This is a genomic window from Halorussus ruber (genome assembly GCF_004765785.1).
GTDB lineage: Archaea > Halobacteriota > Halobacteria > Halobacteriales > Haladaptataceae > Halorussus > Halorussus ruber.
Map to the genome: position 1 here is coordinate 108,519 of NZ_SBIT01000007.1, position 25,893 is coordinate 134,411.

The 25,893-nt window shown below is 64.4% G+C and carries 27 protein-coding genes; 17 read left to right on the forward strand and 10 right to left on the reverse strand.

Going from position 1 to position 25,893, the window contains the following annotated elements; genetic code table 11:
• Nucleotides 1-48 precede the first annotated feature (48 nt).
• The gene (locus EPL01_RS11860; RefSeq protein WP_135825485.1) at nucleotides 49-1,809 is read left to right on the forward strand and encodes a 2-oxoacid:acceptor oxidoreductase subunit alpha; all 1,761 of its coding nucleotides are present in this window, start codon (nucleotides 49-51) and stop codon (nucleotides 1,807-1,809) included.
• Nucleotides 1,806-2,669, forward strand: a complete 864-nt coding sequence (locus EPL01_RS11865; protein WP_135825486.1) for a 2-oxoacid:ferredoxin oxidoreductase subunit beta — start codon at nucleotides 1,806-1,808, stop codon at nucleotides 2,667-2,669. The genes EPL01_RS11860 and EPL01_RS11865 overlap by 4 nt, the downstream gene beginning before the upstream one ends.
• A gap of 69 nt (nucleotides 2,670-2,738) precedes the next feature.
• On the opposite strand, the gene EPL01_RS21655 is transcribed toward EPL01_RS11865, so the two are convergent.
• The gene (locus EPL01_RS21655) at nucleotides 2,739-2,888 is read right to left on the reverse strand and encodes a hypothetical protein (protein WP_168215892.1); all 150 of its coding nucleotides are present in this window, start codon (nucleotides 2,886-2,888) and stop codon (nucleotides 2,739-2,741) included.
• A 94-nt stretch (nucleotides 2,889-2,982) separates the two neighbouring features.
• Here EPL01_RS21655 and EPL01_RS11870 point away from each other — a divergent pair, with 94 nt between their 5' ends.
• The 3 genes from EPL01_RS11870 to EPL01_RS11880 all read left to right on the forward strand — a co-directional run bounded on the left by EPL01_RS11870 (nucleotide 2,983) and on the right by EPL01_RS11880 (nucleotide 5,736).
• Nucleotides 2,983-3,933, forward strand: a complete 951-nt coding sequence (locus EPL01_RS11870; protein WP_135825487.1) for a hypothetical protein — start codon at nucleotides 2,983-2,985, stop codon at nucleotides 3,931-3,933.
• 353 nt (nucleotides 3,934-4,286) lie between these two features.
• On the forward strand, nucleotides 4,287-4,511 hold the full coding sequence (locus EPL01_RS11875) for a hypothetical protein (RefSeq protein WP_135825488.1): 225 nt from the start codon (nucleotides 4,287-4,289) through the stop codon (nucleotides 4,509-4,511).
• Nucleotides 4,504-5,736 (forward strand): digeranylgeranylglycerophospholipid reductase, encoded by a 1,233-nt coding sequence (locus EPL01_RS11880; RefSeq protein WP_135825489.1) that lies wholly within the window; start codon nucleotides 4,504-4,506, stop codon nucleotides 5,734-5,736. Before EPL01_RS11875 ends, EPL01_RS11880 begins: the two co-directional genes overlap by 8 nt.
• Nucleotides 5,737-5,745: 9 nt before the next feature.
• Here EPL01_RS11880 and EPL01_RS22490 read toward each other — a convergent pair whose 3' ends face one another.
• Entirely contained in the window at nucleotides 5,746-5,877 is a 132-nt protein-coding gene (locus EPL01_RS22490) for a hypothetical protein (protein ID WP_281275367.1), read from the reverse strand.
• 123 nt (nucleotides 5,878-6,000) lie between these two features.
• Between EPL01_RS22490 and EPL01_RS11885 the strand changes: the two genes are divergently transcribed.
• Entirely contained in the window at nucleotides 6,001-6,639 is a 639-nt protein-coding gene (locus EPL01_RS11885) for a hypothetical protein (protein ID WP_135825490.1), read from the forward strand.
• 85 nt (nucleotides 6,640-6,724) lie between these two features.
• Nucleotides 6,725-7,258 (forward strand): VRR-NUC domain-containing protein, encoded by a 534-nt coding sequence (locus tag EPL01_RS11890; protein WP_168215893.1) that lies wholly within the window; start codon nucleotides 6,725-6,727, stop codon nucleotides 7,256-7,258.
• 26 nt (nucleotides 7,259-7,284) lie between these two features.
• Here EPL01_RS11890 and EPL01_RS11895 read toward each other — a convergent pair whose 3' ends face one another.
• Entirely contained in the window at nucleotides 7,285-8,862 is a 1,578-nt protein-coding gene (locus EPL01_RS11895) for an AMP-binding protein (RefSeq protein WP_135825492.1), read from the reverse strand.
• Nucleotides 8,855-9,682 (reverse strand): alpha/beta fold hydrolase, encoded by an 828-nt coding sequence (locus EPL01_RS11900; RefSeq protein WP_135825493.1) that lies wholly within the window; start codon nucleotides 9,680-9,682, stop codon nucleotides 8,855-8,857. The genes EPL01_RS11895 and EPL01_RS11900 overlap by 8 nt, the downstream gene beginning before the upstream one ends.
• Nucleotides 9,683-9,770: 88 nt before the next feature.
• Here EPL01_RS11900 and EPL01_RS11905 point away from each other — a divergent pair, with 88 nt between their 5' ends.
• Nucleotides 9,771-10,193, forward strand: a complete 423-nt coding sequence (locus EPL01_RS11905) for a MaoC family dehydratase (protein ID WP_135825494.1) — start codon at nucleotides 9,771-9,773, stop codon at nucleotides 10,191-10,193.
• A 383-nt stretch (nucleotides 10,194-10,576) separates the two neighbouring features.
• On the opposite strand, the gene proS is transcribed toward EPL01_RS11905, so the two are convergent.
• The gene (gene proS, locus EPL01_RS11910; protein WP_135825495.1) at nucleotides 10,577-12,034 is read right to left on the reverse strand and encodes a proline--tRNA ligase; all 1,458 of its coding nucleotides are present in this window, start codon (nucleotides 12,032-12,034) and stop codon (nucleotides 10,577-10,579) included.
• A gap of 372 nt (nucleotides 12,035-12,406) precedes the next feature.
• Between proS and EPL01_RS11915 the strand changes: the two genes are divergently transcribed.
• Nucleotides 12,407-12,667, forward strand: coding sequence for a hypothetical protein (locus tag EPL01_RS11915; RefSeq protein WP_210424135.1), 261 nt, complete (start codon nucleotides 12,407-12,409; stop codon nucleotides 12,665-12,667).
• A 69-nt stretch (nucleotides 12,668-12,736) separates the two neighbouring features.
• Here the strand turns inward: EPL01_RS11915 and EPL01_RS11920 are convergent, their stop codons facing one another.
• Nucleotides 12,737-13,225, reverse strand: a complete 489-nt coding sequence (locus tag EPL01_RS11920) for an 8-oxo-dGTP diphosphatase (RefSeq protein ID WP_135825496.1) — start codon at nucleotides 13,223-13,225, stop codon at nucleotides 12,737-12,739.
• A gap of 90 nt (nucleotides 13,226-13,315) precedes the next feature.
• Here EPL01_RS11920 and EPL01_RS11925 point away from each other — a divergent pair, with 90 nt between their 5' ends.
• On the forward strand, nucleotides 13,316-14,068 hold the full coding sequence (locus EPL01_RS11925; protein ID WP_168215894.1) for a ferredoxin--NADP reductase: 753 nt from the start codon (nucleotides 13,316-13,318) through the stop codon (nucleotides 14,066-14,068).
• A 512-nt stretch (nucleotides 14,069-14,580) separates the two neighbouring features.
• On the opposite strand, the gene EPL01_RS11930 is transcribed toward EPL01_RS11925, so the two are convergent.
• On the reverse strand, nucleotides 14,581-15,072 hold the full coding sequence (locus tag EPL01_RS11930) for a DUF7984 family protein (RefSeq protein ID WP_135825695.1): 492 nt from the start codon (nucleotides 15,070-15,072) through the stop codon (nucleotides 14,581-14,583).
• Nucleotides 15,073-15,419: 347 nt separating this feature from the next.
• Between EPL01_RS11930 and EPL01_RS11935 the strand changes: the two genes are divergently transcribed.
• Nucleotides 15,420-17,339 (forward strand): beta-CASP ribonuclease aCPSF1, encoded by a 1,920-nt coding sequence (locus EPL01_RS11935; protein WP_135825497.1) that lies wholly within the window; start codon nucleotides 15,420-15,422, stop codon nucleotides 17,337-17,339.
• Between the two features lie 296 nt (nucleotides 17,340-17,635).
• Here EPL01_RS11935 and EPL01_RS11940 read toward each other — a convergent pair whose 3' ends face one another.
• A complete protein-coding gene (locus tag EPL01_RS11940; protein ID WP_135825498.1) occupies nucleotides 17,636-18,118 on the reverse strand; it encodes an MGMT family protein in 483 nt (160 codons plus the stop codon).
• 97 nt (nucleotides 18,119-18,215) lie between these two features.
• Between EPL01_RS11940 and trpC the strand changes: the two genes are divergently transcribed.
• The 5 genes from trpC to mfnA all read left to right on the forward strand — a co-directional run bounded on the left by trpC (nucleotide 18,216) and on the right by mfnA (nucleotide 23,466).
• Entirely contained in the window at nucleotides 18,216-18,995 is a 780-nt protein-coding gene (trpC, locus tag EPL01_RS11945; protein ID WP_135825499.1) for an indole-3-glycerol phosphate synthase, read from the forward strand.
• Nucleotides 18,992-20,239: a tryptophan synthase subunit beta gene (gene trpB, locus EPL01_RS11950; RefSeq protein WP_135825500.1), complete on the forward strand. Its 1,248-nt coding sequence runs from the start codon at nucleotides 18,992-18,994 to the stop codon at nucleotides 20,237-20,239. The genes trpC and trpB overlap by 4 nt, the downstream gene beginning before the upstream one ends.
• Nucleotides 20,229-21,083, forward strand: coding sequence for a tryptophan synthase subunit alpha (trpA, locus tag EPL01_RS11955; RefSeq protein ID WP_135825501.1), 855 nt, complete (start codon nucleotides 20,229-20,231; stop codon nucleotides 21,081-21,083). Before trpB ends, trpA begins: the two co-directional genes overlap by 11 nt.
• Before the next feature lie 27 nt (nucleotides 21,084-21,110).
• The gene (locus EPL01_RS11960) at nucleotides 21,111-21,905 is read left to right on the forward strand and encodes a 2-amino-3,7-dideoxy-D-threo-hept-6-ulosonate synthase (RefSeq protein ID WP_135825502.1); all 795 of its coding nucleotides are present in this window, start codon (nucleotides 21,111-21,113) and stop codon (nucleotides 21,903-21,905) included.
• A gap of 511 nt (nucleotides 21,906-22,416) precedes the next feature.
• Nucleotides 22,417-23,466 (forward strand): tyrosine decarboxylase MfnA, encoded by a 1,050-nt coding sequence (mfnA, locus tag EPL01_RS11965; protein ID WP_135825503.1) that lies wholly within the window; start codon nucleotides 22,417-22,419, stop codon nucleotides 23,464-23,466.
• Here mfnA and EPL01_RS11970 read toward each other — a convergent pair whose 3' ends face one another.
• Together EPL01_RS11970 and EPL01_RS11975 are read right to left on the reverse strand one after the other, a co-directional pair.
• The gene (locus EPL01_RS11970) at nucleotides 23,467-24,147 is read right to left on the reverse strand and encodes a hypothetical protein (RefSeq protein WP_135825504.1); all 681 of its coding nucleotides are present in this window, start codon (nucleotides 24,145-24,147) and stop codon (nucleotides 23,467-23,469) included.
• Between the two features lie 219 nt (nucleotides 24,148-24,366).
• Entirely contained in the window at nucleotides 24,367-25,062 is a 696-nt protein-coding gene (locus tag EPL01_RS11975; protein WP_135825505.1) for an HVO_2922 family protein, read from the reverse strand.
• A 189-nt stretch (nucleotides 25,063-25,251) separates the two neighbouring features.
• On the opposite strand from EPL01_RS11975, the gene EPL01_RS11980 reads away from it, so the two are divergent.
• Nucleotides 25,252-25,752, forward strand: coding sequence for a YqaA family protein (locus tag EPL01_RS11980; protein ID WP_135825696.1), 501 nt, complete (start codon nucleotides 25,252-25,254; stop codon nucleotides 25,750-25,752).
• Nucleotides 25,753-25,893: the final 141 nt, after the last annotated feature.

A 25,893-nucleotide genomic window follows, 5' to 3' on the forward strand; every position in this document is an offset into this window, starting at 1 on the left:
TCGCTTCAGAAGGCTTTTGATTTGGGACGGGCTATCTCACGCCTAGGAATGCCAGACGACCTGAACTGGGCCATCGGCGGCGAGGCCGGCGATGGGATTGACTCTACCGGGAAAATTTTCGCACAGGCGCTTTCCCGCGCAGGACGACACGTATTCACGTCGAAAGATTTCGCGTCCCGAATCCGAGGCGGTTACACCGCCTACAAGATTCGGAGCGCGACCGACCGCGTCGAGAGCGTCGTCGACCGCCTCGACATCCTCGTCGCGCTGACCGAGCGCACCATCGAGGAGAACCTCGACGAACTCCACGACGACTCCGTCATCATCTACGACGGTGAGCGCACGGAGATGCAGGACGTCGATATTCCGGGCGAGATGACCGGGCTGTCGGTCCCCCTCCAGCGGCTCGCCGAGGAGGCGGGTGGGGCCATCATGCAGAACATCGTCGCGCTCGGCGCGGCCTGCGAGGTCACGAACTTCCCCATCGAGAATCTCGACTCTGCTCTCGAGAAGAAGTTCGGCGCGAAGGGCGAGTCCATCGTGGAGAACAACAAGGAGGCCGCCCGCAAGGGCCAGGAGTTCGTCGCCGAGGAGTTCGACCACGAGTTCGACTACGACCTCGACACGACGGACAACGACTACGTCCTCCTGAACGGTGACGAGGCCATCGGGATGGGCGCAATCGCGGCCGGATGCCGCTTCTACGCTGGCTATCCCATCACCCCCGCGACCGACGTGATGGAGTACCTGACGGGCCGCATCGAGCAGTTCGGCGGCGAAGTCGTCCAGGCCGAGGACGAACTCTCGGCCATCAACATGGCGCTCGGTGCCGCGCGGGCCGGAGCGCGTTCGATGACAGCCACCTCCGGGCCGGGCATCGACCTGATGACCGAGACGTTCGGTCTCGTGGCGACCAGCGAGACCCCGCTGGTCATCGCCGACGTGATGCGCTCGGGTCCCTCGACCGGGATGCCGACTAAGCAGGAGCAGGGCGACCTCAACATGACCCTCTACGGCGGCCACGGCGAGATTCCGCGGTTCGTCGTCGCGCCGACCAACGTCGGCGAGTGTTTCCAGAAGACCGTCGAGGCGTTCAACCTCGCCGAGAAGTACCAGACGCCGGTCTTCCTGCTGGCGGACCTCTCGATGGCCGTCACCGAGCAGACCTTCGAGCCTGAGGTCTTCGACATGGACGCGGTCGAAATCGACCGCGGGAAAATCGTGGACGACGACGAGGTCGAGGCGTGGACCGACGAGCGTGACCGCTTCCAGCCCCACTTCCCGACCGCCGACGGCATCAGTCCGCGCGCGCTCCCCGGCACCGAGAACGCCGCCCACATGTCCACTGGTCTCGAACACAACTCGCTTGGCCGACGGACTGAGGACACCGACGTCCGTATCGAGCAGGTGGACAAGCGCAACCGGAAGGTCGAGACCGCACAGGAAGAGGAAGACTGGAGTCCCCGCGAGTTCGGCAACCCCGACTCGGACAACCTCGTCATCTCGTGGGGGTCGAACGAGGGTGCGATGCGCGAGGCGCTGGACTTCCTCGAAGAGGACGACATCGACGTGCGGTTCCTCTCGGTGCCCTACATCTTCCCGCGCCCCGACCTCAGCGACGACATTGAGGCGGCCGACGAGGTCATCGTCGTGGAATGTAACGAGACGGGGCAGTTCGCCGACGTCCTCGAACACGACGCCCTGACCCGCGTCAAGCGCGTCAACAAGTACAACGGCGTCAGGTTCAAGGCCGACGAACTGGCAGACGAAATCAAGCAGAAGCTCCAGAGCGAGGAGGTCAAAGCATGAGTTCGGACGTACGATTCACAGACTTCAAATCAGACAAACAGCCGACGTGGTGCCCCGGATGCGGGGACTTCGGCACGATGAACGGCATGATGAAGGCGCTGGCCAACACGGGCAACGACCCGGACAACACCTTCGTCGTGGCGGGCATCGGCTGTTCCGGCAAAATCGGCACCTACATGCACAGCTACGCGCTTCACGGCGTCCACGGTCGCGCCCTCCCCGTCGGGACGGGCGTCAAACTCGCCAACCCCGACCTCGAAGTGATGGTCGCGGGCGGCGACGGCGACGGCTACTCCATCGGCGCGGGTCACTTCATCCACGCGGTCCGCCGGAACGTGGACATGACCTACGTCGTCATGGACAACCGCATCTACGGGCTGACCAAGGGGCAGGCCTCGCCGACCTCGCGCGAGGACTTCGAGACCTCCACGACCCCCGAGGGTCCCAAACAGCCGCCGGTCAACCCCCTCGCGCTCGCCCTCTCGGCGGGCGGGAGCTTCATCGCCCAGTCGTTCTCCACGGACGCCCAGCGCCACACCGAAATCGTCCAGAAGGCCATCGAACACGACGGCTTCGGCTTCGTGAACGTCTTCAGCCCGTGCGTGACGTTCAACGACGTGGACACCTACGACTACTTCCGCGACTCCATCGTGGACTTGGACGAGACCGACCACGACCCGACCGACCGCGAGGCGGCCAAGACGAAGATTCTCGACGCCGACAAGGAGTATCAGGGCGTCCTCTACCAGAACGAGGAGAGCGTGCCCTACTCGGACCTCCACGGTCTGGACTCGAACATGGCCGAGATTCCGGACGGTGCCCCCGAGGGCGCGATGGACCTCGTCCGCGAGTTCTACTGACAACCTGATTTCGGTTCGGCCGTTTTTCGCTCTCGTCTCACCTCGGTTTCGCTTCTCCTGTTATCTCGTCTACGCCCACTGAATCCACCACACGATACCGAGTAACATCAGGCCGATGCCGAGCGTGGAAGTCGCTGGCTCGGGAAAGACGAACAGGAGAAATCCGACTCCGATGAGTATCGTCGGTTCCACTTCCTCCGCGTGGTCTGAGAGAGCCATAGCCTCGTTACTCGGCCTATCGCCACGGAGCTGTTGACCGCTCGTACCCGTCCCGGCCCCCAAAATTATCCGCGGAAACGTCGTGGCTCACTCCATGAATCGACGGGAACTGCTGGCCGCCGTCGGCGTGGGGGCGACCGGGATAGCTGGCTTCGTCGGGGGCCGAGGAGCGAGCGCGAGACAGGGCACCCGGACCACTACCCCATCGACCACGACCGAGAGCGACGGGTTCACCGGCATCGACTCGTCGGCCGAGCGGCCCTTCGCCGCGATTTCGGTCGGGTCCCGCGAGGGCGTCCGGAATCCGGAGAACAACAAGGCTCACGCCGTCCGGGTGTGGAACGACAGCAACTCGGCGCGGACCATCGGCCTTCTCCTCTCGCGGGGCGATTGGGGCGACGCCGAATCCCCGCTGATAGACCGACAAATCGAGTTCCCCGCGGACGGCTATCTGACACTCCGACTGCTCGAACCCGCGAGCTACGCGCTGGCGGTCAGTTCCGGCGGAGGCACAAGCGAACCCGTCCAGATTCCGCGGGCGCAGTTCGACTGCAACGACTCGCAGACCGACGTGGCGGTCACAGAAGACGGGCAGGTCGAGTCCGTGACGACCACGACCGAAATCGGCTGTCCGCCGGAGGTGACCGACCGGACGTTCACCGCGCTCGCCGGGTCCTGCGGGTCGGAAAGCGAGGCCAGCGTCTCGTTCGCCGAGGAGTCGGTCGGCGTGTCGGGAGCCATCCGCGCGCCGAACCCCTGCTACGGCGCTGAGTTGGCCGAGGTGGCGGTCTCCTCGGCGGACACCCTCCGGGTGGTCGTCGGGACCACGGAGCCGACTGCGTCGGTGTGCGCCCAGTGTATTGCGAACGTCAGGTACGAGGCGGACCTCCAGTTCCGCGACCGCGTGCCGGGGACCGTCGAGGTGGTCCACGCGCGGGGCGACCAGACCGAGACGGTTGCGACCGTGACGCGCGACGGGGCGACGACCGGTCGAGGGACGACGGAATCGGGGACGACGGGCCAGCGGGATACGACGACCGAGTAGACGCGAGGCCCGACCACCGTCGTAAAAGAAATACTACTATTGATCTAGTATTCATAAAGAATGCTCGAGAACAGATTTTAATTTCTTTATTGCCGCGGCGGCGTCTCCGCTGAAGTTCTCCGAACCGAGGACGGTCGAATCCGAAACCGAGGACGCCCGGGCCAGTCCGAGACGGCCGACTGCACCCCGGTCGAATCCCGAATGGTCGTCCGCGACTCCGAGAAGGCAAGAGCCGTCCCAAAAATACGCTCGGTTGACACGTCTCGCCTTTTGCCCGCGTCGCGCCAACAGAATTCCCGTGCGAGAGCGTTTGCGTCCGTTTTTTATGGGAGAGGTGAATACACGCAGTAGAGATGACTGCGGACGAATACGACATCGGCGGGATTACTTCGCCGACTGACCGGACCCGCTCCGGTGACAGTCCCGTCGTCGGGGGCGAGGCGGGAAACGGGGCCGCCTCGACGCCGAGCGAACGGTTCGACGCCGACCGCGGGGGCGACGACCGACAGATTCGAGGCTTCGGGACAGTAGCCGAGACGCCGTCTTCTACCGACACCGAGGAACCACTCTATGTCTGAACACTTCGACGTAATCGTTGCCGGTGCCGGACCGGCCGGGGCGCAGTGCGCACGGGACTTGGCTCAGCGAGACCACGACGTGCTGGTGTTAGAGGCCGAGTCCGAAGACGAGTTCCCGCGCCAGTCGAACAAATCGACGGCGGGGACCTTCCCGTCGATGATGGGGTCGTTCGGGATTCCCGACGATGTGGTGATGAACTACACCGACGACGTGGTGCTGGAATCGCCGAACCGACACTTCGTCCGGCGACAGCCCGGTGCCGTGCTGGAGTTCGCCGACTTCAAGAACTTCCTCGTGGAGGACGCCCGCGAGGACGGGGCCGAGTACTGGTTCGACGCTCGCGTCTCGAAGCCCGTCACGGACGACGGCGAAATCGTCGGCGTCAAGTACGGCGGCAATCAGGAGGTCTACGCCGACGTCGTCGTGGACGCGACCGGCCCGGCCGCGCCGCTGGCGAAGAAACTCGGCGTGACAGACCTCGAGCGCGAGAATCAGGCCATCGGCGTCGAGTACGAGTTAGAGGGCATCGACATCGACGCGGACGGCTACGCCGACCTCACCGACTCGATGATGCTCCGACTCGACCACGAACTCGCGCCGGGCGGCTACTCGTGGATTTTCCACACCGGCGAGGACACCGCGAAGGTCGGCCTCTGCTACATCCAGAACGAGGCTCACCGCGACTACGCCAAGGACGGGATGGGCATCGACGACTACCTCCAGTACTGGCTGGACAACGACCCGCGATTCGAGTCCGCCGAGCGCATCGAGGGCAAACAGCACCGCGGGTCGGCCCACATCCAGATGCCCAGCGGCTTCAGCACCGACAACTTCATGGCAATCGGTGACACGGTCCCGACAATCGACCCGCTCTGGGGCGAGGGCATCCACACCTGCATGAAGTCGGGCCGCGCGGCCGCCATCACCGCCGACCGGTGTTTCATGGCAAACGACCGCGACACCTCCGCCGAGAAGATGGCAATCTATGACGACCTCTGGCACGACCAAGTCGCGCCGAACATGCGAGTCCGGCTACTGATGACCCAACTGCTCTATCTCGCACCCAACGAGCGCTACGACACCCTCATGGAGGACCTCAACCGCCTCAACCCCGAGACCCTGAGCGACGCGAACGCCGGAAGTACGCGGGAGATTCTGAAGCTAATGCACACCGACGACATTCCCCTCCTCGTCCAGTTCGCCAAGGAGCGACTCCTCGGCTGAAGCTCCCGGTTACGCCAGCGAACCCGGCCGACCGCGAAGCCCCCGAACCAGTTTTCGCAGGAGTTTGAGCGACCGAACGACGCTCCGCACGTCGTCTACGATTCTGACGAGTCGCACCAGTCGTGTGAGTATCGAAGCCATGTTGGGTGTTACCACTCCTTTCCGTATAAGCGTCGGGCCGCCCTCCTCGACTTTTTACCGGAAGACGAGACAAAGCCAGCCCATGTCGAGAGCGTGTTGGACAGTTTCGACCGGAGGAAGGCGATGAAGGAAGACGACGAGCAGGACGACCTCGACGTTCGCGCGTCGGTCGATTCCTTCCGAAGGGCGGGAGTGGCGGCGAGTGACGGCCTCGGGAGACTCTACGAGGCGGGTAGAATGTGGCTCGGTAGACGCCACTCGCTCGTCCGATTCGTTGCTGCGACAGCAATCTGGTTCGTCGGAAACTGGACGTACAACCGTATCGCTTCGCCGATTATCGGTACGGCAACGAAGATACTCGGTCAAATTTCCTCGGAACTCGCAGTCACACCCGCTGTCGCATTCCTCGAAGGAAACCCGATTTTCGCGTCGTTACAACTTCTAGTGATTCTCATCGCGGTCGTCGTGGCACAGAATAGAAGACATACCCAGAAACTTAAGGACTCCGAGGATAAATTGACTAATATGACTAACGGGTCGGAGGAGATTACGGACGGCGGGAGCCGAAAACTACCGCCGACAGGCCCGCGGGCAATCGGTGGGCTGATAGCCGGTGGTGCCATCGGCCTCAGCTTCGGGCCGGGTGGTGTTCTCGCAGGGATGTTTCTCGGCTTCGCGTGGGGCGACAAACTCGACATCCGAGCCTACGAACGCAACCCGAACACCCCCGAACTGAACCGCGAATCCAATACTGAGCAATAAAGAATCGGATCGAAATCATCTAATTCGCAATCAAAGTTTATTTTGTGAGCGTTGGTTTTTACTTCTCATAATCTCCATGTTGAATATGGACGATCTACAGGAGCTTTCGATTATAGAGTACGATTTCTCGACTGGAGAGGTCTGTGAGGTTTCCTCACCTAAAGATATAGAAAACATCGGAGGTCTAGAAAATATGACACCGACCACAACAGAAAGCATCGCCGCAAACATCTACAAGGAAAATGGATTTAAAGTAAAAAGACTCCATAATACCTCTAGCACTTTTACAGAGATGCACGAAAGAGGTGAAGAACTGAACGGGTTAATTCAGTTATTAGATGAAGAAGTTTCGAAAATTGCTACTGAGTTCGGTAACACACATCTTTGGGCCTTGGATAGATCCGGTTGCCCTGATTTACTAGTATATGAAATTAACGAGGACGGCATAGATTATAAATTTGTAGAAGTAAAATCGACGCCAGCTATACCTGGAGTTAGATCTAGAGATCGTCTTAAACACTCGCAAATCGACTGGATAACGCGTTTTAACTTTCTCTCAGTTAAAATCGCGTTTGTAGTCAACCCAGCAAATTGGGATGGTTTCCATGAGTTTTCGTAAGACGTTTGGGTAATTAAATTTGATTCCTACTTCTCACCGAACTCCGATTTCACGGCCTGCCGGTCGATTTTCGAGGGGCCGGACATCGGCATCTCCGCGACGAAGTCGAGGTGGCGCGGTCGCTTGAACCGCGCGAGTTTCCCGTCCAAAAACTCGGTCAGTTCCTCCAAGGTCAGCGACTCGTCGCCCTGCACGACCGCCTTGCCGACCTGCCCCCACTGGTCGTCGGGGACCGGCACGACGACGACCTCCTCGACCTTGGGGTGGTCGGCGATTCGGTCCTCGACCGCGGCGGGATAGACGTTCTCGCCGCCCGAGACGTACATGTTCTTCTTCCGGCCCTCGATGTAGACGTAGCCCTCCTCGTCCTTGCGAGCCAGATCGCCGGTCGAGACCCATCCCCCTCCGAACGTCTCCTCGGTCTCCTCGTCGTTGCGCCAGTAGCGATCCGCGGCGTGAGGACTCGCCAGTTCGAGTTCGCCGATTTCGTCGGGCGGGAGTTCAGTCCCGTCGTCGTCCACGACTCTGGCGTCGGCGTGCATCACCGGGACGCCGACGCTGTCGGCCTTCTCGCGGGGCCAGCCCTCGGGCATGGTGAAGTTGTTCGGGCCGCACTCGGTCAGGCCGTAGCCCTGCGAGAGGTCCACGCCCCTATCCCACCACGCCTCCATGACGGACTCGCGGCAGGGGCCGCCGCCGGACTTGGCGAATCGGAGCGTCGAGAGGTCGGTGTCCGCCCAGTCGTCGTGGTTCGCCATCATCCGGAGGACCGCCGGGACGGCCACGAGGACGGTCGCGCCCTCCGACTCCACGAGGCGGAGGACCTCGCTCGGGTCGAACTCGCGGGCGATGACGACCGTCGCGCCGAGGTGGAAGAGGGGAACCGAGAGGACGTTCCACCCGCCGGTGTGGAACATCGGGAACACCATCGGGGTCACGTCCTCCGGTCGGAGGCCCCACGCCGTGATGGTGTTGAACGAGTTCCAGAGGAGCGAGCCGTGAGTCAGGACCGTCTCCTTGGGAATCCCGGTCGAGCCGCCGGTGTGGAGGAACACGTGGGGGTCGTCCATCGAAATCTCGGCGGTCTCGACCGGCGAGTCGTCGTCGGGGAGCGCGCTGGCCCACGTTTCCCAGTCGGAACTGTCTGCACCGTCTTGAGTCGAGAGCGACAGGACCGAGCAGTCGAAGTTCCGGCGCTCGTGGTTCAGCACGTCTTCCGCGAGGTCCGCGAACGGCTCCTCGACCACGAGGAGTGCCGGGTCCACGTCGTCGAGCATCTCGACCAGTTCGCCCGCCGCGAGGCGGTGGGAGAGGGGCGCGAGGATGCCGCCGGTCTTGGCGGTGGCGAAAAAGAGGTCCACGAGTTCCGGCCGGTTGCGCGAGAGGACCGCGACGCGCTCGCCGTCCTCGCCCTGCGCTCGCTGCTCGACGCCGAACTCCCGCAGGAGTCGGGCGGTCCGATTCGCTCGCCGGTCTAACTCGGCGTAGGTGAATCGCTCGCCGGTCGTGGCGTCCACGAGGCCGACCGAGTCGGGCGAGAGGCGGGCGCGCTTCTGGCTCCACGCGCCGACCCAGTCGTAGGGTCGTTCGTCGTGGCTAAACATGGCTCAGGAACTCCGCGAGGCGGTCGTTGACCGTCTCGGCCTGCTCGACGAAAAAGAGGTGCGGGCCGCCCTCGAAGACGGCGAGTTGGGCGTTCGGAAGCTTCTGGTAGAGGAGGTCGGCGTTCCCGACCGGCAGGACCGTGTCGTCGGTGCCGTGGGCGACGAGGACCGGAATCTCGATGTCGCCGAGGCGGTCGCTCGAATCGAACTGCATCACTCCGGCGGCCTGCGCCTCGCGGGCCGAATCGCTGGCGTCGCCGTCGAGTCGCCAGTCCACGATGTCCGAAATCAGGTCGTCGTTCTCGGCCCAGAACTCGTCGGTCATCGCTGGCTTCATCTTGTACCGGATGGCCTCGCGCTCGTCGGCGTCGTCCGGCGCGCCGAACATCCGGGCTCGGGTCTCCTCGGGGGTGTCGATGGCCTCCTCGCCGCCGTGGCTGGTGCAGAGGAGTTCGAGGCTCTCGGCGCGGTCGTAGTCCAGCGCGTACTGCTGGGCAATCATTCCGCCCATGCTCGCCCCGACGACGTGGGCGCTTTCTGCGCCGACCGCGTCGAGGACCGCTTCGAGGTCGCTCGCCATCTCCTCGACGGTGTACGGGCCGTCTGGTTCGTCCGAGTCGCCGGTGCCGCGGTTGTCCCAGACGACGACGCGGTAGCCCTCGTCGGCGAGTCGGTCTTTCTGCCAGCGCCACATCCACCGGCCGTAGCCCAGTCCCTCCACGAGCGCGACGGTTTCGGCGTCGCCCTCGTCGGTGGTCGCTTCCGCTGGGTCGGTAATCTCGTAGTAGAGAGAAACCCCGTCGTTGTCCGCGTAAGGCATGGCTGAACCCACGGACGACCCCGCCTTGAAATCCCCGTTTCACATGTTAACCCGCGGATTGATTCGCCGGGCGCGGCCTCGTTCAGGTATGCCAGTCGCAACTGTGGACGACACCGCCGAAGCCACCCTGACAGTCACCGAGGAGACCATCGACGCCTACGCCGACCTCACGGGCGACGACAACCCCATCCACCGCGACGAGGAGTACGCCGCCGAGACGTTCTTCGGCGGCCGAGTCGCCCACGGGATGCTCTCGGCGGGCGTCGTCAGCGCCGCCTTGGCGGACCTGCCGGGCGACATCGTCTACCTCGCCCAAGACCTCGACTTCGAGAACCCGGTCCGACCGGGCCAGACCGTGACCGCGACGGTGACCGTCGAGGAGGACCTCGGCGACGACCGCCTGCGCGTCGAGACGATTGCGGAGGCCGAGGGCGAGGCATCCGACGGCGACGCCGAGCAGATTCTCTCCGGCGAAGCGGTCGTGATGTCTGTTCCGCACGAGGGCGAATAGATAACTAACCGTTTCCTTAAGATAGTTAATTATACTTTAAAGAACGAATTTCAATTCTCTAAAACCGGCGCGCGCTGGCGTCTTGCTGAGCGTAGTCGTTCGAAAATCGGAGATTTTCGTGATCACGAGAGCGTTGCTCTCGGACGACGAAGCAAGGTTCGTGGGAGGTTGCCTCCCACGGCGCGACCCTGTGTCGCGCCATCGGCGTGCGAGGTCTGCGGTCGCGGCGCGGTTGCGAGAGACGGCTTGGCTCACGCCTGAAGCTAGCTTCCTCTACTGTTCTCGGTTCACGGTCCGGTTCGGAAATCGAGAACAGACACGACACCAGGAACGAAAAGCCGACGCCGAAACCGCCGACAGAGAACTCCCGAAACGACGGATTCTCAGTACGACTTCGCGTAGTACGCGGTCTCGCAGGCCTTGTCACCGCAGACCGCGCACTCGTCGCCGATGGGTTCCTCGTCGCGGTCCATCGGGACCATCACGATTTCGGCCGCGATCTCCTCCTTGACGACCGTCTCGCAGGCCTCGTCGCCGCACCACGGGGCCTGCACGTAGCCGCCGTGCTGGCCGATGGTGCCCAGAATCTGAGAGGTCTCGTAGGCCTCGCGGACGTTCTCCTCGAGGTTCTCCTTGGCGGCGTCGTAGAGCTTGGCGTAGACTTGGTCGAAGTGGCTCTGGATGGTGTCGCCGATGCCCTCGCGGTCGACCACGGTGTCCTCGCCGTCGGGGCGGTGGACCACGGTGACCTCGTCGTCTTCGACCTCGTTGGGGCCGATTTCGATGCGAACGGGGACGCCCTTCAGCTCCCACTCGTTGAACTTGAAGCCGGGGTTGCGCTCGTCGCGGTCGTCCAGTTCGACGCGGACGCCGGCGTCGTCTAAGTCCTCGGTCACGTCCTCGGCGTAGTCCAGCACCTCCTCGCGGTTGTCCTCGTTCCAGATGGGGACGATGACGACCTGCTCGGGCGCGAGTTTGGGCGGACAGACGAACCCTTGGTCGTCGGAGTGGGTCATGATGAGCGCGCCGATAGCGCGCCACGAGAGGCCCCACGAGGTCGTGTGGGCGACCGATTCCTCCTCGTCCTCGTCGGTGTAGGTCAGGTCGTAGGCCTCGGCGAAGCCCTGCCCGAGGTAGTGGGAGGTCCCGCCCTGCACGGACTTGCCGTCGGGCATCAGCGCCTCGACGGTCGTGGTAGTGTGCGCGCCGGGGAACTTGTCGTGTTCGGGCTTGCGACCCCGGAGGACGGGGATGGCCAGCACGTCCTCGTAGAGGCTCTCGTACTGGTCGAGGCGAGTCATCGTCTCGTCCCACGCCTCGTCCTCGCTCGTGTGGGCGGTGTGGCCCTCCTGCCAGAGGAACTCCTTGGTCCGGAAGAACGGCTTGGTCTCGGTGGCCTCCCACCGGATGACGCTACACCACTGGTTGAGGCGCATGGGCAGGTCGCGGTGGCTCCGGACCCACTCGCTCATGAACGGCGTGATGATGGACTCGCTGGTGGGTCGGAAGGCCAGCCGTTCCTCTAGCTCCTCGTGGCCGCCGTGGGTGACCCACGCGACCTCGGGGTCGAAGCCCTCCACGATGTCGCTCTCGCGTTCGAGGTAGCTCTCGGGGATGAGCGCGGGGAAGTAGGCGTTCTGCGCGCCGGTATCCTTGAATCGCTCGTCGAGATAGTCCTGAATCCCTTCCCAGAGAGCGTACCCTCGGGGCCGGGTGACGATGAACCCGCCCATAGGGGCGTAGTCGGCGAGTTCGGCCTTCTTGACGACCTCTGCGTACCACTCCCCGGGGCTGTACTCCTTGCGCTCGGTGATGCCGAGTTCCTGCTCGTCGTCGGTCATTGGGTAGGAGTTTCTTCGATGTGGTCTTAAATGCGATGAAGCTATGGCAAGGATTCAGACGAATCCTCGCCGTGGGTTGTACTGACGACTCAAAACCAGACAATCTTGGATAAATATAACAATACTGTCGGGTGGTTCGGTGGACGAATCCCCGATTCGAGAGCGACCCCAGACTCGGGCGTAACGAGCGGACTACCCTCTCGAAGCGAATAGAACTGGATAAATGTAGTGAAAGCGGCGAAAACTCGTTCTCCGAAGACGAACCCAGTTGCTCGCTGACTCGTCACGGGGTCTTCGCTGGTCGCACTTGACGGAATGCGAGCGTTTTTAAATTGTCCACAGTATACAATACTATATGGTGTCCCCCAGCGAATGAGTGTACAGCGAGAAACGGAAAGCGACAACAAGTCTGCTCGCCGCGTCGCAGGAACCGCGGTCGGCACGTTCAGCATCATCGTATTGCTCGCGGCGGTCTCGTATTCGGTCATGGTGAACGTCGTCGATTGGGTCACGGTCGACGTTCTGACCTATCCCGTCAACGGAGTCGCGCCCTTCGTGGTCATTAGTGGGGCGATACTGACGATTCCCGTTCTCATCCCGACTGTCCTACTTACCGCGAAGCTTATCGAGTAGTCGGCTCATCGTTCCTTGTAGATTCGAACCACTTCTCCGTCTTTGAGACTCTGCGAGATAGCCACGAATTCAGAACTCCGTAGCTGCGTCCACCTCTCGCACGCCGGTCTCGACCTCCCACTCCAGCAACTCGTCGCCATCCTCGCCGAAGACGAACTCGCCCGCGAAGGTCTCGCCGTCGAGGAGATGCGGCATCCAATACCGGTCGTCCTCCCACATCTGGTCGTAGGGGAGCGCGCCGTAGTCGAACCACTCGGGGTCGGCCTCCGGGGACTCCTCGGGAGTTCCATCGAACTCCTCGGCCCGGAAGACGTGGACGAACATCTCCGACGACTCGCCGAAGACGAACTCGAACTCGCCGACTTTCTCGGGGGCGCGAGGAGTCACGCCGATTTCCTCCTCGACTTCGCGGACGACGCACTCTCGGGGCGTCTCGTCCTCCTCGACTTTGCCGCCGGGGCCGAGGTAGTTGCCCTCGCCGAGGCCGCGCTTCTTCCGGATGAGGAGGACCTCCTCGTCGTCGGGTCGCAGGAGGTAGCAGAGCGTGGCGGGTTGCATGGGTGGACGGTCAGGGCCGCGACAGATAAATCGGAACGGTTCGGCGGCCACCCGAGTTATCCGGCTTCCCGGCGTACTCCCTTCGATTCCATGAGCGACATCCACGAGGTCACGGTCACGTCGGTCCACCAGATGACGCCGAACGTCAAGCAGTTCGTCCTCGAATCCGACGACTACACTTTCGAGTTCGACCCCGGCCAGCACACCCACGTCCACTTCCCGCGGGAGGAGAGTCCGGCCGTTGATGATGAGGAGTCCAGCGACGAGGTCGTCCGGCCCTACACTTCGACCGCCCTGCCCGGCACCCGGAAAATCACGCTCGCAATCAAGCGCTACCCCGACGGCACCGCCTCGACGTGGATGCACGAGCGAACGCCGGGCGACACTATCGAAATCGACGAGTTGGGCGGAAATCTCTACCTGCGAGACCTCGACTCAGACGCGGCGTTCGTCTCGACCGGGACCGGCATCACGCCGATGATTGCGATGGTCAAGCAGTACGTCGAGGAGGGGTCCGGACAGGCCACCTTCTTCTTCGGCGAGAAGGACGAGGAACACATCTTCTACCGCGAGACGCTCGACCAGCTCGAAGCCCAGAACGACAATTTGGAAGTCGTCTACGTCCTCTCGGAGGCCGACGACGAGTGGTCCGGGCCGGAGGGCCACGTGCAGGACCACCTCGAAGAGCATCTGGACGACTTCGGCGACCGAGATTTCTACATCTGCGGCGTGCCGGAGATGGTGGTCGAGACGCAGGACTATCTGGACGAACAGGGTGCGGACGAGGAGCGTGTTTACGTGGAAGGATGGGAGGGCGACGAGGTGTCCGACGAGAGCGCGTGAGTTGACTTGGAAGGTGATGAGATGAAGTGCCGGGAGAAGACAGCGACAAAGACGAACACCGGAGATGCGGAGAAGAACGCTTAGAAAGCCCCCGCCCGGTCGCGGTCGCCTCTGCGGGATATTCGCGGTCCTCTCCGCACCGGAAGACAAACCGCGTCTTCCGAGCCATCATCGTCCGAAAATCGGAGATTTTCGTGATCACGAAAGGCTTCGCCTTTCGAACGACCTCACTTCGTTCGGTGAGACACCGCCCGACCCGCGAATAGTGGCCCGCAGAGGCGACCACAGGTCTTCGACCCGCCGGGAGACAATCCGCGTCTCCCGAGGTCACGCTCGGTTCCCTCGCGTGACCGCGACCGGGCGGCCCCTTCATCCCACCCGGCAGTTGATTCGCCGAGCGTTCGCTGGCGGTTGGTCAGCAGACCGTAACCCGTGGTCTGTTCGGCCCGCGCTCGACTCACTTCGCTCCGGCGATTTCGGCGGAATCGCCGGAGCTCCTCCCTGTCGCCACCCTACGCCCGGTCGATGGCGAAGGGACTCTCGGTCTCCTGCCAGTCCCATCCGGGCAGTCGGGTCTGGAACCCGGCGGCGAGCGCGGCGTCGAGGTCGTCGGCCCCCGCGGTTTCGCGGCCCTCCTCGGCGTGAACGCTCACGTCGGCGTAGTGGAACGTGGCCTCGCCGAGGAGGCGCAGGGGTTGAGTTCCGGCGATGGTGCCCGCGAGTTCGCGGCCCAGCATCTCGTCCACCACGAATCCCGGATAGTCGCCCTTCACGTCGAGTTCTCGGAGGAGGGCAATCATCGTGGCGAGGTTGACCGCCCGGTCGCCGTCCGCGAAGAGTCGGTCTACCTCCTCGCGGTAGGCCTCCTCGGAGACGGGGGCGACCTCGGTGTCGAACAGGTCACCGAGGTCGGCGCGCACGTCGTTGATTAGGGGCACTACCACGTCGGTCCGGTCGCGGACCCACTCGTACTCGTCGGCGACGCGCTCGGGAGTCAGTCGCATGTCGGGGCGAACGACCGCCACGGGCTTGGGTGTGCTCATTTTGAGAAGGCTTTTATAACATCGGCGACTAAAGACGCATAAGCGGGTTTTCCTGCGTCCCCGAGTGAGCGTCCGGTCCGCCCCGGTGATTCGGGGGCGTGGACGACTCGCCGACGCGCGAGTTATCGTATCCCGCGGAGAAGCGAAACCTATGCTGTGCTGTACTCTGCGTCATAGTCCTGACGGCATCCCGACCGGTCCGACACGCGTCCGTGAGCCAGTAGCTCGGGGTCGCTCAAGACCGGTGGGACGCCCACTCGGGACGACCCGGAGGACAGCGCGGTCACAGACGCAACCACTTTTTCACTATGAGTAAAGTAGACCAGCAATTAGAGGACCTGCGAGCAGAGATTACGAGCGAGTTACCGAGCGACATCTCGGTGTCGGACGTGAAGTACGAAGGCCCGGAACTGGTCGTGTACACCCGCGACCCCAAGAAGTTCGCCCGGAACGGCGACCTGATTCGCCAGTTGGCGAGCCAACTTCGCAAGCGCATCACGGTCCGGCCCGACCCCGACGTGCTGTCGCGCCCCGCCGACGCCCGCGAAGACATCATGGAGGTCATCCCGGAAGAGGCGGGCGTGACCGACCTCGACTTCCACGCCGACACGGGCGAGGTCGTCATCGAGGCCGAGAAGCCGGGGATGGTCATCGGCAAGCACGGCTCGACCCTGCGCGAGATTACCCAAGAGGTCGGCTGGACGCCCGAAGTCGTCCGGACGCCGCCCATCGAGTCCTCGACGGTCTCGAACGTCCGGAACTTCCTGAAACAGGAGCGCGACGAGCGCCGCGACATCTTAGAGAAGGTGGGTCGCCAGATTCACCGCGAGGAGATGTCCGACGACGAGTACGTCCGCGTCACGACCCTCGGATGCTGTCGTGAGGTCGGCCGCGCGAGCTTTATCCTCTCGACGCCCGAGACGCGCATCCTCATCGACTGCGGCGACAAGCCCGGTGCCGAGGACGAAGTGCCCTACCTCCAAGTCGAGGAGGCCCTCGGCGCGGGAGCCAACACCATCGACGCGGTGGTGCTGACCCACGCTCACCTCGACCACTCGGCGCTCATCCCGCTGCTGTTCAAGTACGGCTACGACGGCCCGATTTACACGACCGAGCCGACCCGCGACCTGATGGGTCTGCTCCAACTCGACTACCTCGACGTGGCCGCCAAGGAGGGCCGCGCGCCGCCCTACGAGTCCGAGATGGTCCGCGAGGCCATCAAGCACACCATCCCGCTGGAGTACGGCGACGTGACCGACATCGCGCCCGACGTGAAACTCACCCTCCACAACGCGGGTCACATCCTCGGGAGCGCGGTCTGTCACTTCCACATCGGCGACGGTCTCTACAACGTCGCGTTCTCCGGCGACATCCACTACGACGACACCCGCCTGTTCAACGGCGCGGTCAACGACTTCCCGCGGGTCGAGACCCTCATCCTCGAATCGACCTACGGCGGTCGCAACGACTACCAGACCGACCAAGAGGACTCCGAGCGCCGACTCAAGGAGGTCATCAACGAGGCCTACGACCGCGGCGGGAAGGTCGTCATCCCCGCCTTCGCGGTGGGCCGGTCCCAAGAGATGATGCTCGTCCTTGAGGAGGCGATGCGCAACGGCGATATCCCCGAGATGCCGGTCCACCTCGACGGCATGATTTGGGAGGCGACCGCCATCCACACGACGTATCCCGAGTACCTGCGCGACGACCTCCGGGACCGCATCTTCCACGAGGACGAGAACCCCTTCCTCGCCGACCAGTTCAACCACATCGACGGCGGCGAGGAGGAACGCCAAGACGTCGCCGACGGCGACCAGTGCATCGTCCTCTCGACGTCCGGTATGGTCACGGGCGGCCCCATCATGTCGTGGCTCGAACACCTCGGCGGCGACCCCGACAACCGGATGGTCTTCGTCGGCTATCAGGCGCAGGGGACGCTCGGCCGACGCATCCAGAACGGCTGGGACGAGATTCCGATGAACCGCGGCGGCGGCCGCAACGGCACGCTCAAACTCGAACTCGACGTCGAGACCGTGGACGGCTTCTCCGGCCACGCCGACCGGCAGGGCCTGATGAACTTCGTGAAGACGATGAACCCCCGGCCCGAGAAGATTCTCTGCGTCCACGGCGACGAGTCCTCGACGCAGGACCTCTCGTCGTCGCTCTACCACGAGTTCAACATGCGAACGTTCGCGCCCAAGAATCTGGAGACCTTCAGGTTCAAATAGGCAACACTCGCGCTCGTAGGCCCCTCGAAGGCCTTCGCAGGCCTTTCGTAGGCACCTTCGCAGACTCAGCCCGTCGAAGGCCTCTCGCAGGCCCCTCGTAAGCCTCTCGTTCTCCGCGTTTCGGCACGGGTAGCCGTGGGTGGGGCCGTCACGCGAAAGAAATAGAGAGGTTGGTTTAGAAAATAAATACCTGTTCTAAAGAAAGAAGAAATTGGCTAATGCCCTGTGCATGACCGCCGACCGCTCCGGTCGGCGGTCACGCGCTCGCTGGTGGAACTGCCGCCTGCTCGCCGGTCTCAGAGCCCTTCCAGCGACCGCAACTTCTGCTCGACGACGGCCGGGGCGGCGCTCGGGCCGTCCCGAACCCGGTGGTCCGGAATCAGCAACGGCGCGGGGTTCTGGTCGAGCGCGGTCCGGACCGTGTTCAAATCCGCCTCCTCGGTGTGGTCGATGCCGCTGGTCATCCGGGCCAGCGTCTCGACGTTGATCTGGTCGCCGTAGGGAATCTCGCGGACCCGCTCCAGCACTTTGCGCTGGTCGGTCGGAATCGTGAGCGCAACCCCCACGTCCGAGAAGTCGTCCTCCTCGACGCCGTCGAGGTAGTCGAAGATGCGGTCGAGCAGGTCGTGGTCCTCGGCGGCCTCCTCGTCGGCCGTGTCGGGGAAGGAGACGCTGAGGACTCGCCCGCTGGCGACGCCCAGTTGGACGTACCGCTCTAGGTACGACGACTCGCGCGCGAAGATACCAGCAACGCCGTTCGCGTCGCTACTCTCGTCCATGCCCCTCGGTTCGGGCGGTCCGGACTTGAAGATTCCGCGGGCGGACCGACCCCTCAACGCAAGCCTTATGTACAATTCCGTCCGTTAATGCACAACGATGAACGAAAGCGAGGAGCTCGCGCCTGCGGTCGCCTCCATTCTCCGGTCTGCGGAGGCTCGGGGGAGTCCCGACGGCGGTCCGCTGTCGGTCGATTCCCGGTCGCTTCCCGACGCGCTCGCGGACGCCGAGGCCGACGGGCGCGTCCCAGTCGTCGCCGAAGTCAAACCGACGAGTCCGACGACGGAGGGGACCCGCGAGGCCGACCCCGTGGAACTGGCAGAGCGGATGATTGAAGGCGGCGCGGCCGCCCTCTCGGTCCTCACCGAACCCGACCACTTCGAGGGGTCGCCCGAGAACCTCCGGCGGGTCCGCGAGGCGGTGGACGTGCCGGTCCTCCGGAAGGATTTTATCCTGCGCGAGGCCCAACTCGATACCGTCGAGGCCGACGCGGTTCTGCTCATCGCCCGGTTCGTCGGCGACGACCTCGAAGGCCTGATCTCGGCCGCGAGAGACCGCGGCTTCCAGCCCCTCGTGGAGGTCCACGACCGCGAGGAGTTAGCCCGGGCGGTCCGGGCCGGGGCCGAAATTATCGGGGTGAACAACCGGGACTTGGCCGAACTCGAAGTGGACCTCGAAACCTTCGAGAGCGTCGCGCCCTTCGCTCCGGACGAGGCGACGCTCGTCGCGGAGAGCGGAATCGCCACCCCTGACGACGCCCACCGAATGGTCGAGGCCGGAGCGGACGGCCTGCTGGTCGGGAGCGCGATTATGGACGGAAACGTAGCCGAGAACACCCAGAAGTTGACCGGGGCGACCCCAGAGGAGACCCAGACATGAGTCGAACTGATACCGATTCCAAATTCGGCGACTACGGCGGCCAGTACGTCCCCGAGGCGCTGATGCCCGCCATCGAGGAACTGACAGACGCCTACGAGCGGTACGTCCTCGACAACGAGGACGGCTTCGTGGACGAATTTCGGGAGCGCCTGCGAGATTTCGGCGGGCGGCCAACGCCCCTCCAGCGCGCGGACCGACTGAGCGAGCGCTACGACCGCGAGGTCTACCTCAAGCGCGAGGACCTGCTCCACGGCGGCGCGCACAAGTTGAACAACGCCCTCGGACAGGTCCTGCTGGCCAAATACATGGGCAAGGACCGCATCATCGCCGAGACCGGCGCGGGCCAGCACGGCACCGCGACCGCGATGGCGGCGGCCCACCTCGACGTGGACTGCGAGATTTACATGGGCCGGACCGACATCAACCGCCAGCGACCCAACGTCTTCCGGATGCGCATCCACGACGCCGAGGTCAACCCGGTGGACATCGGGTCGGGCACGCTCAAGGAGGCCATCAACGAGACGATGCGCGACTGGGCGACCAACGTCGAGGACACCCACTACGTCATCGGGTCGGTCGTGGGTCCCCATCCCTTCCCCAAGATGGTCCGAGACTTCCAGTCGGTCATCTCCGAGGAGGCCCGCGAGCAGGTCCGAGACCGGGCGGGCCGACTCCCCGACAGCGTGGTCGCCTGCGCCGGCGGCGGGTCGAACACGATGGGGGCCTTCCACGAGTTCGTCGGCGACGACGAGGTGGACCTCGTGGCGGTGGAAGCCGGTGGCTCGGAGTTGACTATCGACGAGGAGGAAGACCTCGCGCCCCACTCGGCCTCGCTCTCGACCGGCGAGGAGGGCGTGCTTCACGGCGCGAGGACGAAGCTCCTCCAGAACCGGGACGGCCAGATTCTCGAATCCCACAGCGTGAGCGCCGGACTCGACTACTCGGGGGTCGGCCCGGAACTGGCCTACCTCGCCGACGAGGGGCGAGTGACGCCCGTGAACGTCGGCGACGACGCGGCGCTCGAAGCCTTCCACCGACTCTCGAAGTTGGAGGGTATCATCCCCGCGCTGGAGTCGAGCCACGCGCTGGCCTACCTCGAAGCGAATCCGGAATCGCTCGGGGACCTCGTGGTCGTCAACGTCTCGGGGCGGGGCGACAAGGACCTCGACACGGTCATCGAGGAGAGCGACAAGCGGAATCTCGACGCCGCTCCCTCGATGGAGGTGTTCGAAGGTGGCGAGTGATACCCCGGCGACCGAGAGCGACATCACGGCGGCCTTCGCCGACGAACCCGCGCTGGTCGCCTACGTCGCGGCGGGCGACCCGGACGCCGAGGCGACCAAGGAGTACGTCCGGGCGCTGGTCCGCGGCGGGGCCGACGTGGTGGAACTCGGCCTGCCCTTCTCGGAACCCGTCGCGGAGGGGCCGACCATCCAGCAGGCAATCCGACGGGCGTTAGACGCCGGGATGACCCCCGACCGGTACTTCGACCTCGTGGCGGACCTGCGCGAGGACGAGGAGGTAGACGTACCGCTGGTCTGCATGACGTACTACAACCTGATTTATCAGTACGGCCCTGACGACGTAGCGGGACCGGAACCCTTCGTGGCGGCCGCCGCGGAAGCCGGAATCTCGGGCCTCATCGTCCCCGACCTGCCGGTGGACGAGAGCGACCCGCTGAAGGCCGCCTGTGACGCCCACGGCCTCGACCTCGTGTTCATCGTCGCGCCGACCACGACCGACGAGCGCCTCGGTCGGATGTTAGACCGCGCGACCGGGTTCGTCTACGTGCAGGGCCGGTTAGGCACGACCGGGGCGCGCTCGGACGTGAGCGACGAGACCCACGTCAGCCTCGGCCGACTGGACGAGACTGACCTGCCGAAGGCGGTCGGGTTCGGCATCAGCGAGCGCGACCACGCCAGAGAGATCGTCTCCGGCGGCGCAGACGGCGTGGTCGTCGGGAGCGCGTTCGTAGACATTGTTTCGGAACAGGAGGACACCGCGGCCCGCCTCGAAGCGAAAGCCCGCGAACTCAAGGCGGGGGCGCTCGACGGCGCGGAAGAAATGGCGCAACCGGAAGGCAAATAACCACACCTTGCCACACATTCACACAATATGGACGTAGGAACTGCGGCACGACTCGACCGAATCGGCACAGACGGAAAGTACGTAATCGTCCCGATGGACCACGGCATCACGCTCGGCGCGGTGAAAGGTCTCGCGGACATCGAATCGACAATCGACGCGGTGACGCGCGGCGGCGCGGACTCGGTGCTGACCCAGAAGGGCATCGCGCCCCGCGTTCACCCGAACAAGAACGGCGCGGGCTACATCGTCCACCTCAACGCCTCTACTTCTATCGGTCCCGACAACAACGACAAGCGCATGACCGGCACCGTCAAGGAGGCGGTCCGGGCGGGCGCGGACGCCGTCTCGCTCCACATCAACGTCGGGAGCGACTACGAGCGCGAGCAGATGGAGGACCTCGCTCGCGTCACCGACACGGCCGACGAGTACGGCGTCCCGGTACTGGCGATGGCCTACGCCCGCGGCCCCGGCGTGGACGAACACGACGCCGAGAATCTGGGCCACGCGGTCCGCCTCGCCGAGGAGATGGGCAGCGACGTGGTCAAGACCGCCTACAGCGGCGACGCCGAGAGCTTCGAGCGCGTGGTGGAATCGACCGCCCTCCCGGTGGTCATCGCCGGGGGCGCTCCCGAGGGCGACCGCGCCACCCTCGAAGCGGTCCGCGGCGCGATGGACGCTGGCGCGGCGGGGGTCTCGATGGGCCGGTCTATCTTCCAGCACGACGACCCCGAAGCCATCACGCGAGCGGTCTCGGCGGTGGTCCACGACGGCGCGAGCGCGGAGGACGCGCTCCGGGAAGCGGGTCTGGCAGTCGAAGTCTAATTTCGTAGCGGGTTCGTAGCAAGCAATTGTATTGTGGTCTTGGAATAAAGAACTATTTCTTAGAGCATTGTTTCTAATTCTCTAGTCGGTGCTGTGGCGCGTGCTGGCGCGGCGTCTCGTCGCCGCGCCGAACCGCGCGAGGGATGACTGAACGACCGAACGAAGTGAGGGAGCGAAAGAAGAGGCTGGGGAGGTGTGAGGCCCGCGGGTGCGGTTGCGGTGACTCCTCGGCTTCGGCAATAGCTAGCTTCCTGCCGCCATCAACTCTCTTTCCTGCCGCTGTCAACTCTCTTTCCTGCCGCTGTCAACTCTCTTTCCTGCCGCTGTCAATTCTCTTTCCTGCCGCTATCAACTCCTGTCCCAGAAGGTTCCAATCAGCGAACCGAATCCGAAGCCGATTCTCACCTGCCGACGACGCTGACCGTCACACGCGATTCCCAATCGTGTCACCGACGAAACGCCCGAAACCGATAACAGAACCACTAAACGGTCCCCGGCAATTTTTTCGCGCATGCAGAGAGAGCCGCAGGACTTCGGGCGGGTCCTCTCCTCTATGTGTACCCGACCGCACCCCGACGCCCGCGAGGCCGCCCGGCGGTTCCTCGCCGACAACCCCGGCGACCCCACGACCTACCCCGCCGTCGCCGAGTTGGAGCGCGAGGCGGTCTCGCTCCTCGGCGAGATGACCGGCCTCGACGACCCGCAGGGCTACGTCGCCAGCGGCGGGACCGAGGCGAACTTGCAGGCGGTCCGCGCGGCCCGGAACCTCGCCGACGCCTCGGCACCCAACGTCGTCGCGCCCGAGAGCGCCCACTTCAGCTTCCAGAAGGCCGCCGACGTGCTGGACGTGAAGTTGCGCCTCGCGCCAGTGGACGACGACCGGCGGGCCGACCTCGCCGAGGTCCGACGCCTCGCCGACGAGGAGACCGCGCTCGTGGTCGGTGTCGCCGGAACCACCGAGTACGGGAGGGTAGACCCGATTCCGGACCTCGCCGACGTGGCCGCCGATGTGAACGCGCTCCTCCACGTCGATGCGGCGTGGGGCGGGTTCGTCCTGCCGTTCACCGACTGGGAGTGGCACTTCGACCACGCGCCGGTGGACACGATGGCTATCGACCCGCACAAGATGGGCCAAGCGCCGGTCCCCGCGGGCGGGTTCCTGACCCGCGACGAGGCCGTCCTCGACGCGCTGGCGGTCGATACCCCCTACCTCGAATCGACCTCGCAGGCGACGCTGACCGGCACCCGGAGCGGTGCTGGCGTGGCCGGTGCCCACGCCGCGATGGACGCGCTGTGGTCCGAGGGCTACCGCGAGAACTACGAGTGCGGACAGAAAAACGCCGAGTGGATAGCCGACGCGCTCGAATCCCGGGGCTACGACGTCGTCGAACCGATTCTGCCGCTGGTGGCCGCCGACATCCCGCGCGAAGAAATCGAGGCGTTGCAGGACGAGGGCTGGCGCGTCTCGCCCACCGCGACCGGCGAACTCCGGGTGGTCTGCATGCCCCACGTCACCCGCGAGATGCTGGAGGAGTTCGTCGCGGACCTCGACGCGCTGTAGTCAGCGACAGTTCGAGTCGTCGCCCGCCTTCGAGCAGGCGTCCTCCTGAGCCGCGATTTGGACCTGCGTCACCGACGCCGACTGAGACTGGCTGATTGCGCCGCCAGCGCCCTCCTGTGCCGCGGTCTGAACCTGCGCGACCGACGCCTCCTGTGATTGCATCAGCGCCCCCTGCGAAGCGCCCTGCGCCGCCGCCTGAACCTGCCGCACCGTCGCCGACTGCGACTGGCTCAGCGCGCCGTAGGCCGCGCCCTGCGAGGCGGCCTGAATCTGTCGCACCGACGCCGACTGGGACTGCTCCAGCGCACCGCCGGTCGCCCCCTGCACTGCGACTTGAACCTGCGTGATGGTGACGGTCTGGACCTGCACGAGCGCGCCGAACGCCGCGCCCTGCGAGGCCACCTGCACTTGCTGGGCCGTCACGTTCTGGGCCTGCACCGCGGCCGCGACCGCGCCGTCGATGGCGGCCTGTCGCTGGGCTTGGGTCACCTCGACGCCCTGAAACTGCGCCTGCATGCTCCCCCGAATCGCGCCGCTCATCGCCGCGCCGCGGTGGCGCTGACCTGCCGACGCCGCCCCCGAGGCGACGCCGAGTCCGGCCACCGCGGCCGCCGCGCTCCGCAGTACCCTCCGCCGCGAAACTGTTCCGGTCTGTTCGTCTTCTCCCGTATCAGGTGTCATCTGTTAGCACCCAACGTTGTCCATGGCTGCGAGCGATTTGAACCCCCACAGCCCTCAACCCAGATTGCGACCGGTTTAGTGACTTTGCGACCGAATCAACGCCGATTCAGACGTGCAAGACTTGCTTTCAGCGTCGTAATACCCGATGGAGAAGCTACAACTGTCAGTGGGCTGGAAGCCGAGGAGAACGCGGGAAAGCGAAATCGACCGACGAACGAGTTACGACTCGGCGGGTTCCGTGCCCGAACTCTCGTTCTCGGCGTCGGAACTCGCTCGCACGTCGCGCTCGGTCTCGCCGCCGACGCGCTCGACTGGTGCCCCCAGCGCGTTGCGCTTGACGCTCCGGAGGCCCTTCTCGGCGGCCTGCCGCGACGAGTAGCCCTGCCCGGAGTCGGCGACGACGTTGCCGTTGTCGTGGACGAGTCGCCAGCGCCACTTCTCGTCTCTGCCCTCGTAGACCTCGAAGGTGGCCTGCGCTGGCGGGCGCAGCGCCTCGACGGTCGAACCGTCGAGTTGGCGCATCTGGACTCGACCGCCGGGGCGCTTGCTGGCGACGCGCTTGGCGGCGCGCTTGCCCCGACGGACGACAGACGGGGCGATTGTCTCGACGGCGTCCACCGCGTCGATGGCGTCCGAGAGGAGCGAGTCCGAGGAGTACTCCCTCGACAGCACGCGCTCGCCGTCCCGGTAGAGCGAAATCGAGAGGTCCTGCCACTCGATGTCGGCTTTCTCGGGGCGTTCGGCGGAATCGGCTCGGGTCGGAACTTCGACTGCGGTTCCCTCCTCGGTCCAACGCTCGTCGCGCCGGTAGTCGAACTCGACGCTCGCGGCCGCGAGGTCGCCGTCGTCGCTCCGGTAGGAGAGTCGCGCTCGGAGTCGCGGATGGGCGACGAGGGTGTACTCGTGGTCGAACATGCAACCGAGTAGCGGGCGGACGGGCATGAGTCTGTTCGCCATCGGCGTCGGTATCAGGACATCCTTTCGCGGGAAATCTCGCACGACCAAGACATAAAACTGATAATCGTGGTACTACCTTCTCCGAGCGTGTACTCCGTCGTCGCCCCTGCGCTCCTCGAAGGTCTCGGTCTCGGGTCTTTCGAGTGGATGGAACACCTCGTGGCAACAGCGACCGGTTGGGTCGGACTCGGCATCATCTTCGTCTACTCCTTCCTCATCGCGTTCGCGCTTCCCGGCGTGAGCGAGGTGGTGCTGGTCGCGCCGCTGGACCTCGGACTCACGCAGGTCGAGCGTCTGGGCATCATCATCCTCGTCAGTGCGGTCGGCAAAGCCGCCGGGAGCATCCTCGCCTTCCACATCGGTCAGGAGGCCAAGGAATCCGGGCCAATCATCAGCTTTCTCCGGCGCTCGCGCTTCGACGTCATCGAGTGGTCCGAGAACAAGACGGTCGAACTCGCCAAGAAGTGGGGCTATCTCGGGATGGCGCTGGCCCTGTCGGTGCCCTTCTTCCCCGACACGGTCTCGATTTACGCCTTCGCGGTCCTCGAAGAGGACTACGCCAAGTTCGCGCTGGCGACGTTCGCGGGAAGCGTCGGGCGACTCCTCGTGACCATCTTCCTCGTCGGCTCGACGGTCGTGGCGTTCTGAAATGCGGATTTTCCCTTCTGTTGGTTCTCGAGCTGGTTTCACCCGCCAGCGAACGCTCGGCGAATCAACCGTCGGGGTGGGATGAAGGGGCCGCCCGGTCGCGGGTCGAAGACCCGTGGTCGTCTCTGTGAGCCACTATTT

Excerpts from the sequence above, each read along its gene's own strand:
- EPL01_RS11860 (WP_135825485.1), top strand. The coding sequence starts at position 49 with ATGCCAGACGACCTGAACTGGGCCATCGGCGGCGAGGCCGGCGATGGG.
- EPL01_RS11865 (WP_135825486.1), top strand. The coding sequence starts at position 1,806 with ATGAGTTCGGACGTACGATTCACAGACTTCAAATCAGACAAACAGCCG.
- EPL01_RS21655 (WP_168215892.1), bottom strand. The coding sequence starts at position 2,888 with ATGGCTCTCTCAGACCACGCGGAGGAAGTGGAACCGACGATACTCATC.
- EPL01_RS11870 (WP_135825487.1), top strand. The coding sequence starts at position 2,983 with ATGAATCGACGGGAACTGCTGGCCGCCGTCGGCGTGGGGGCGACCGGG.
- EPL01_RS11875 (WP_135825488.1), top strand. The coding sequence starts at position 4,287 with ATGACTGCGGACGAATACGACATCGGCGGGATTACTTCGCCGACTGAC.
- EPL01_RS11880 (WP_135825489.1), top strand. The coding sequence starts at position 4,504 with ATGTCTGAACACTTCGACGTAATCGTTGCCGGTGCCGGACCGGCCGGG.
- EPL01_RS22490 (WP_281275367.1), bottom strand. The coding sequence starts at position 5,877 with ATGGCTTCGATACTCACACGACTGGTGCGACTCGTCAGAATCGTAGAC.
- EPL01_RS11885 (WP_135825490.1), top strand. The coding sequence starts at position 6,001 with ATGAAGGAAGACGACGAGCAGGACGACCTCGACGTTCGCGCGTCGGTC.
- EPL01_RS11890 (WP_168215893.1), top strand. The coding sequence starts at position 6,725 with ATGGACGATCTACAGGAGCTTTCGATTATAGAGTACGATTTCTCGACT.
- EPL01_RS11895 (WP_135825492.1), bottom strand. The coding sequence starts at position 8,862 with ATGTTTAGCCACGACGAACGACCCTACGACTGGGTCGGCGCGTGGAGC.
- EPL01_RS11900 (WP_135825493.1), bottom strand. The coding sequence starts at position 9,682 with ATGCCTTACGCGGACAACGACGGGGTTTCTCTCTACTACGAGATTACC.
- EPL01_RS11905 (WP_135825494.1), top strand. The coding sequence starts at position 9,771 with ATGCCAGTCGCAACTGTGGACGACACCGCCGAAGCCACCCTGACAGTC.
- proS (WP_135825495.1), bottom strand. The coding sequence starts at position 12,034 with ATGACCGACGACGAGCAGGAACTCGGCATCACCGAGCGCAAGGAGTAC.
- EPL01_RS11915 (WP_210424135.1), top strand. The coding sequence starts at position 12,407 with ATGAGTGTACAGCGAGAAACGGAAAGCGACAACAAGTCTGCTCGCCGC.
- EPL01_RS11920 (WP_135825496.1), bottom strand. The coding sequence starts at position 13,225 with ATGCAACCCGCCACGCTCTGCTACCTCCTGCGACCCGACGACGAGGAG.
- EPL01_RS11925 (WP_168215894.1), top strand. The coding sequence starts at position 13,316 with ATGAGCGACATCCACGAGGTCACGGTCACGTCGGTCCACCAGATGACG.
- EPL01_RS11930 (WP_135825695.1), bottom strand. The coding sequence starts at position 15,072 with ATGCGACTGACTCCCGAGCGCGTCGCCGACGAGTACGAGTGGGTCCGC.
- EPL01_RS11935 (WP_135825497.1), top strand. The coding sequence starts at position 15,420 with ATGAGTAAAGTAGACCAGCAATTAGAGGACCTGCGAGCAGAGATTACG.
- EPL01_RS11940 (WP_135825498.1), bottom strand. The coding sequence starts at position 18,118 with ATGGACGAGAGTAGCGACGCGAACGGCGTTGCTGGTATCTTCGCGCGC.
- trpC (WP_135825499.1), top strand. The coding sequence starts at position 18,216 with ATGAACGAAAGCGAGGAGCTCGCGCCTGCGGTCGCCTCCATTCTCCGG.
- trpB (WP_135825500.1), top strand. The coding sequence starts at position 18,992 with ATGAGTCGAACTGATACCGATTCCAAATTCGGCGACTACGGCGGCCAG.
- EPL01_RS11960 (WP_135825502.1), top strand. The coding sequence starts at position 21,111 with ATGGACGTAGGAACTGCGGCACGACTCGACCGAATCGGCACAGACGGA.
- mfnA (WP_135825503.1), top strand. The coding sequence starts at position 22,417 with ATGCAGAGAGAGCCGCAGGACTTCGGGCGGGTCCTCTCCTCTATGTGT.
- EPL01_RS11970 (WP_135825504.1), bottom strand. The coding sequence starts at position 24,147 with ATGACACCTGATACGGGAGAAGACGAACAGACCGGAACAGTTTCGCGG.
- EPL01_RS11975 (WP_135825505.1), bottom strand. The coding sequence starts at position 25,062 with ATGTTCGACCACGAGTACACCCTCGTCGCCCATCCGCGACTCCGAGCG.
- EPL01_RS11980 (WP_135825696.1), top strand. The coding sequence starts at position 25,252 with ATGGAACACCTCGTGGCAACAGCGACCGGTTGGGTCGGACTCGGCATC.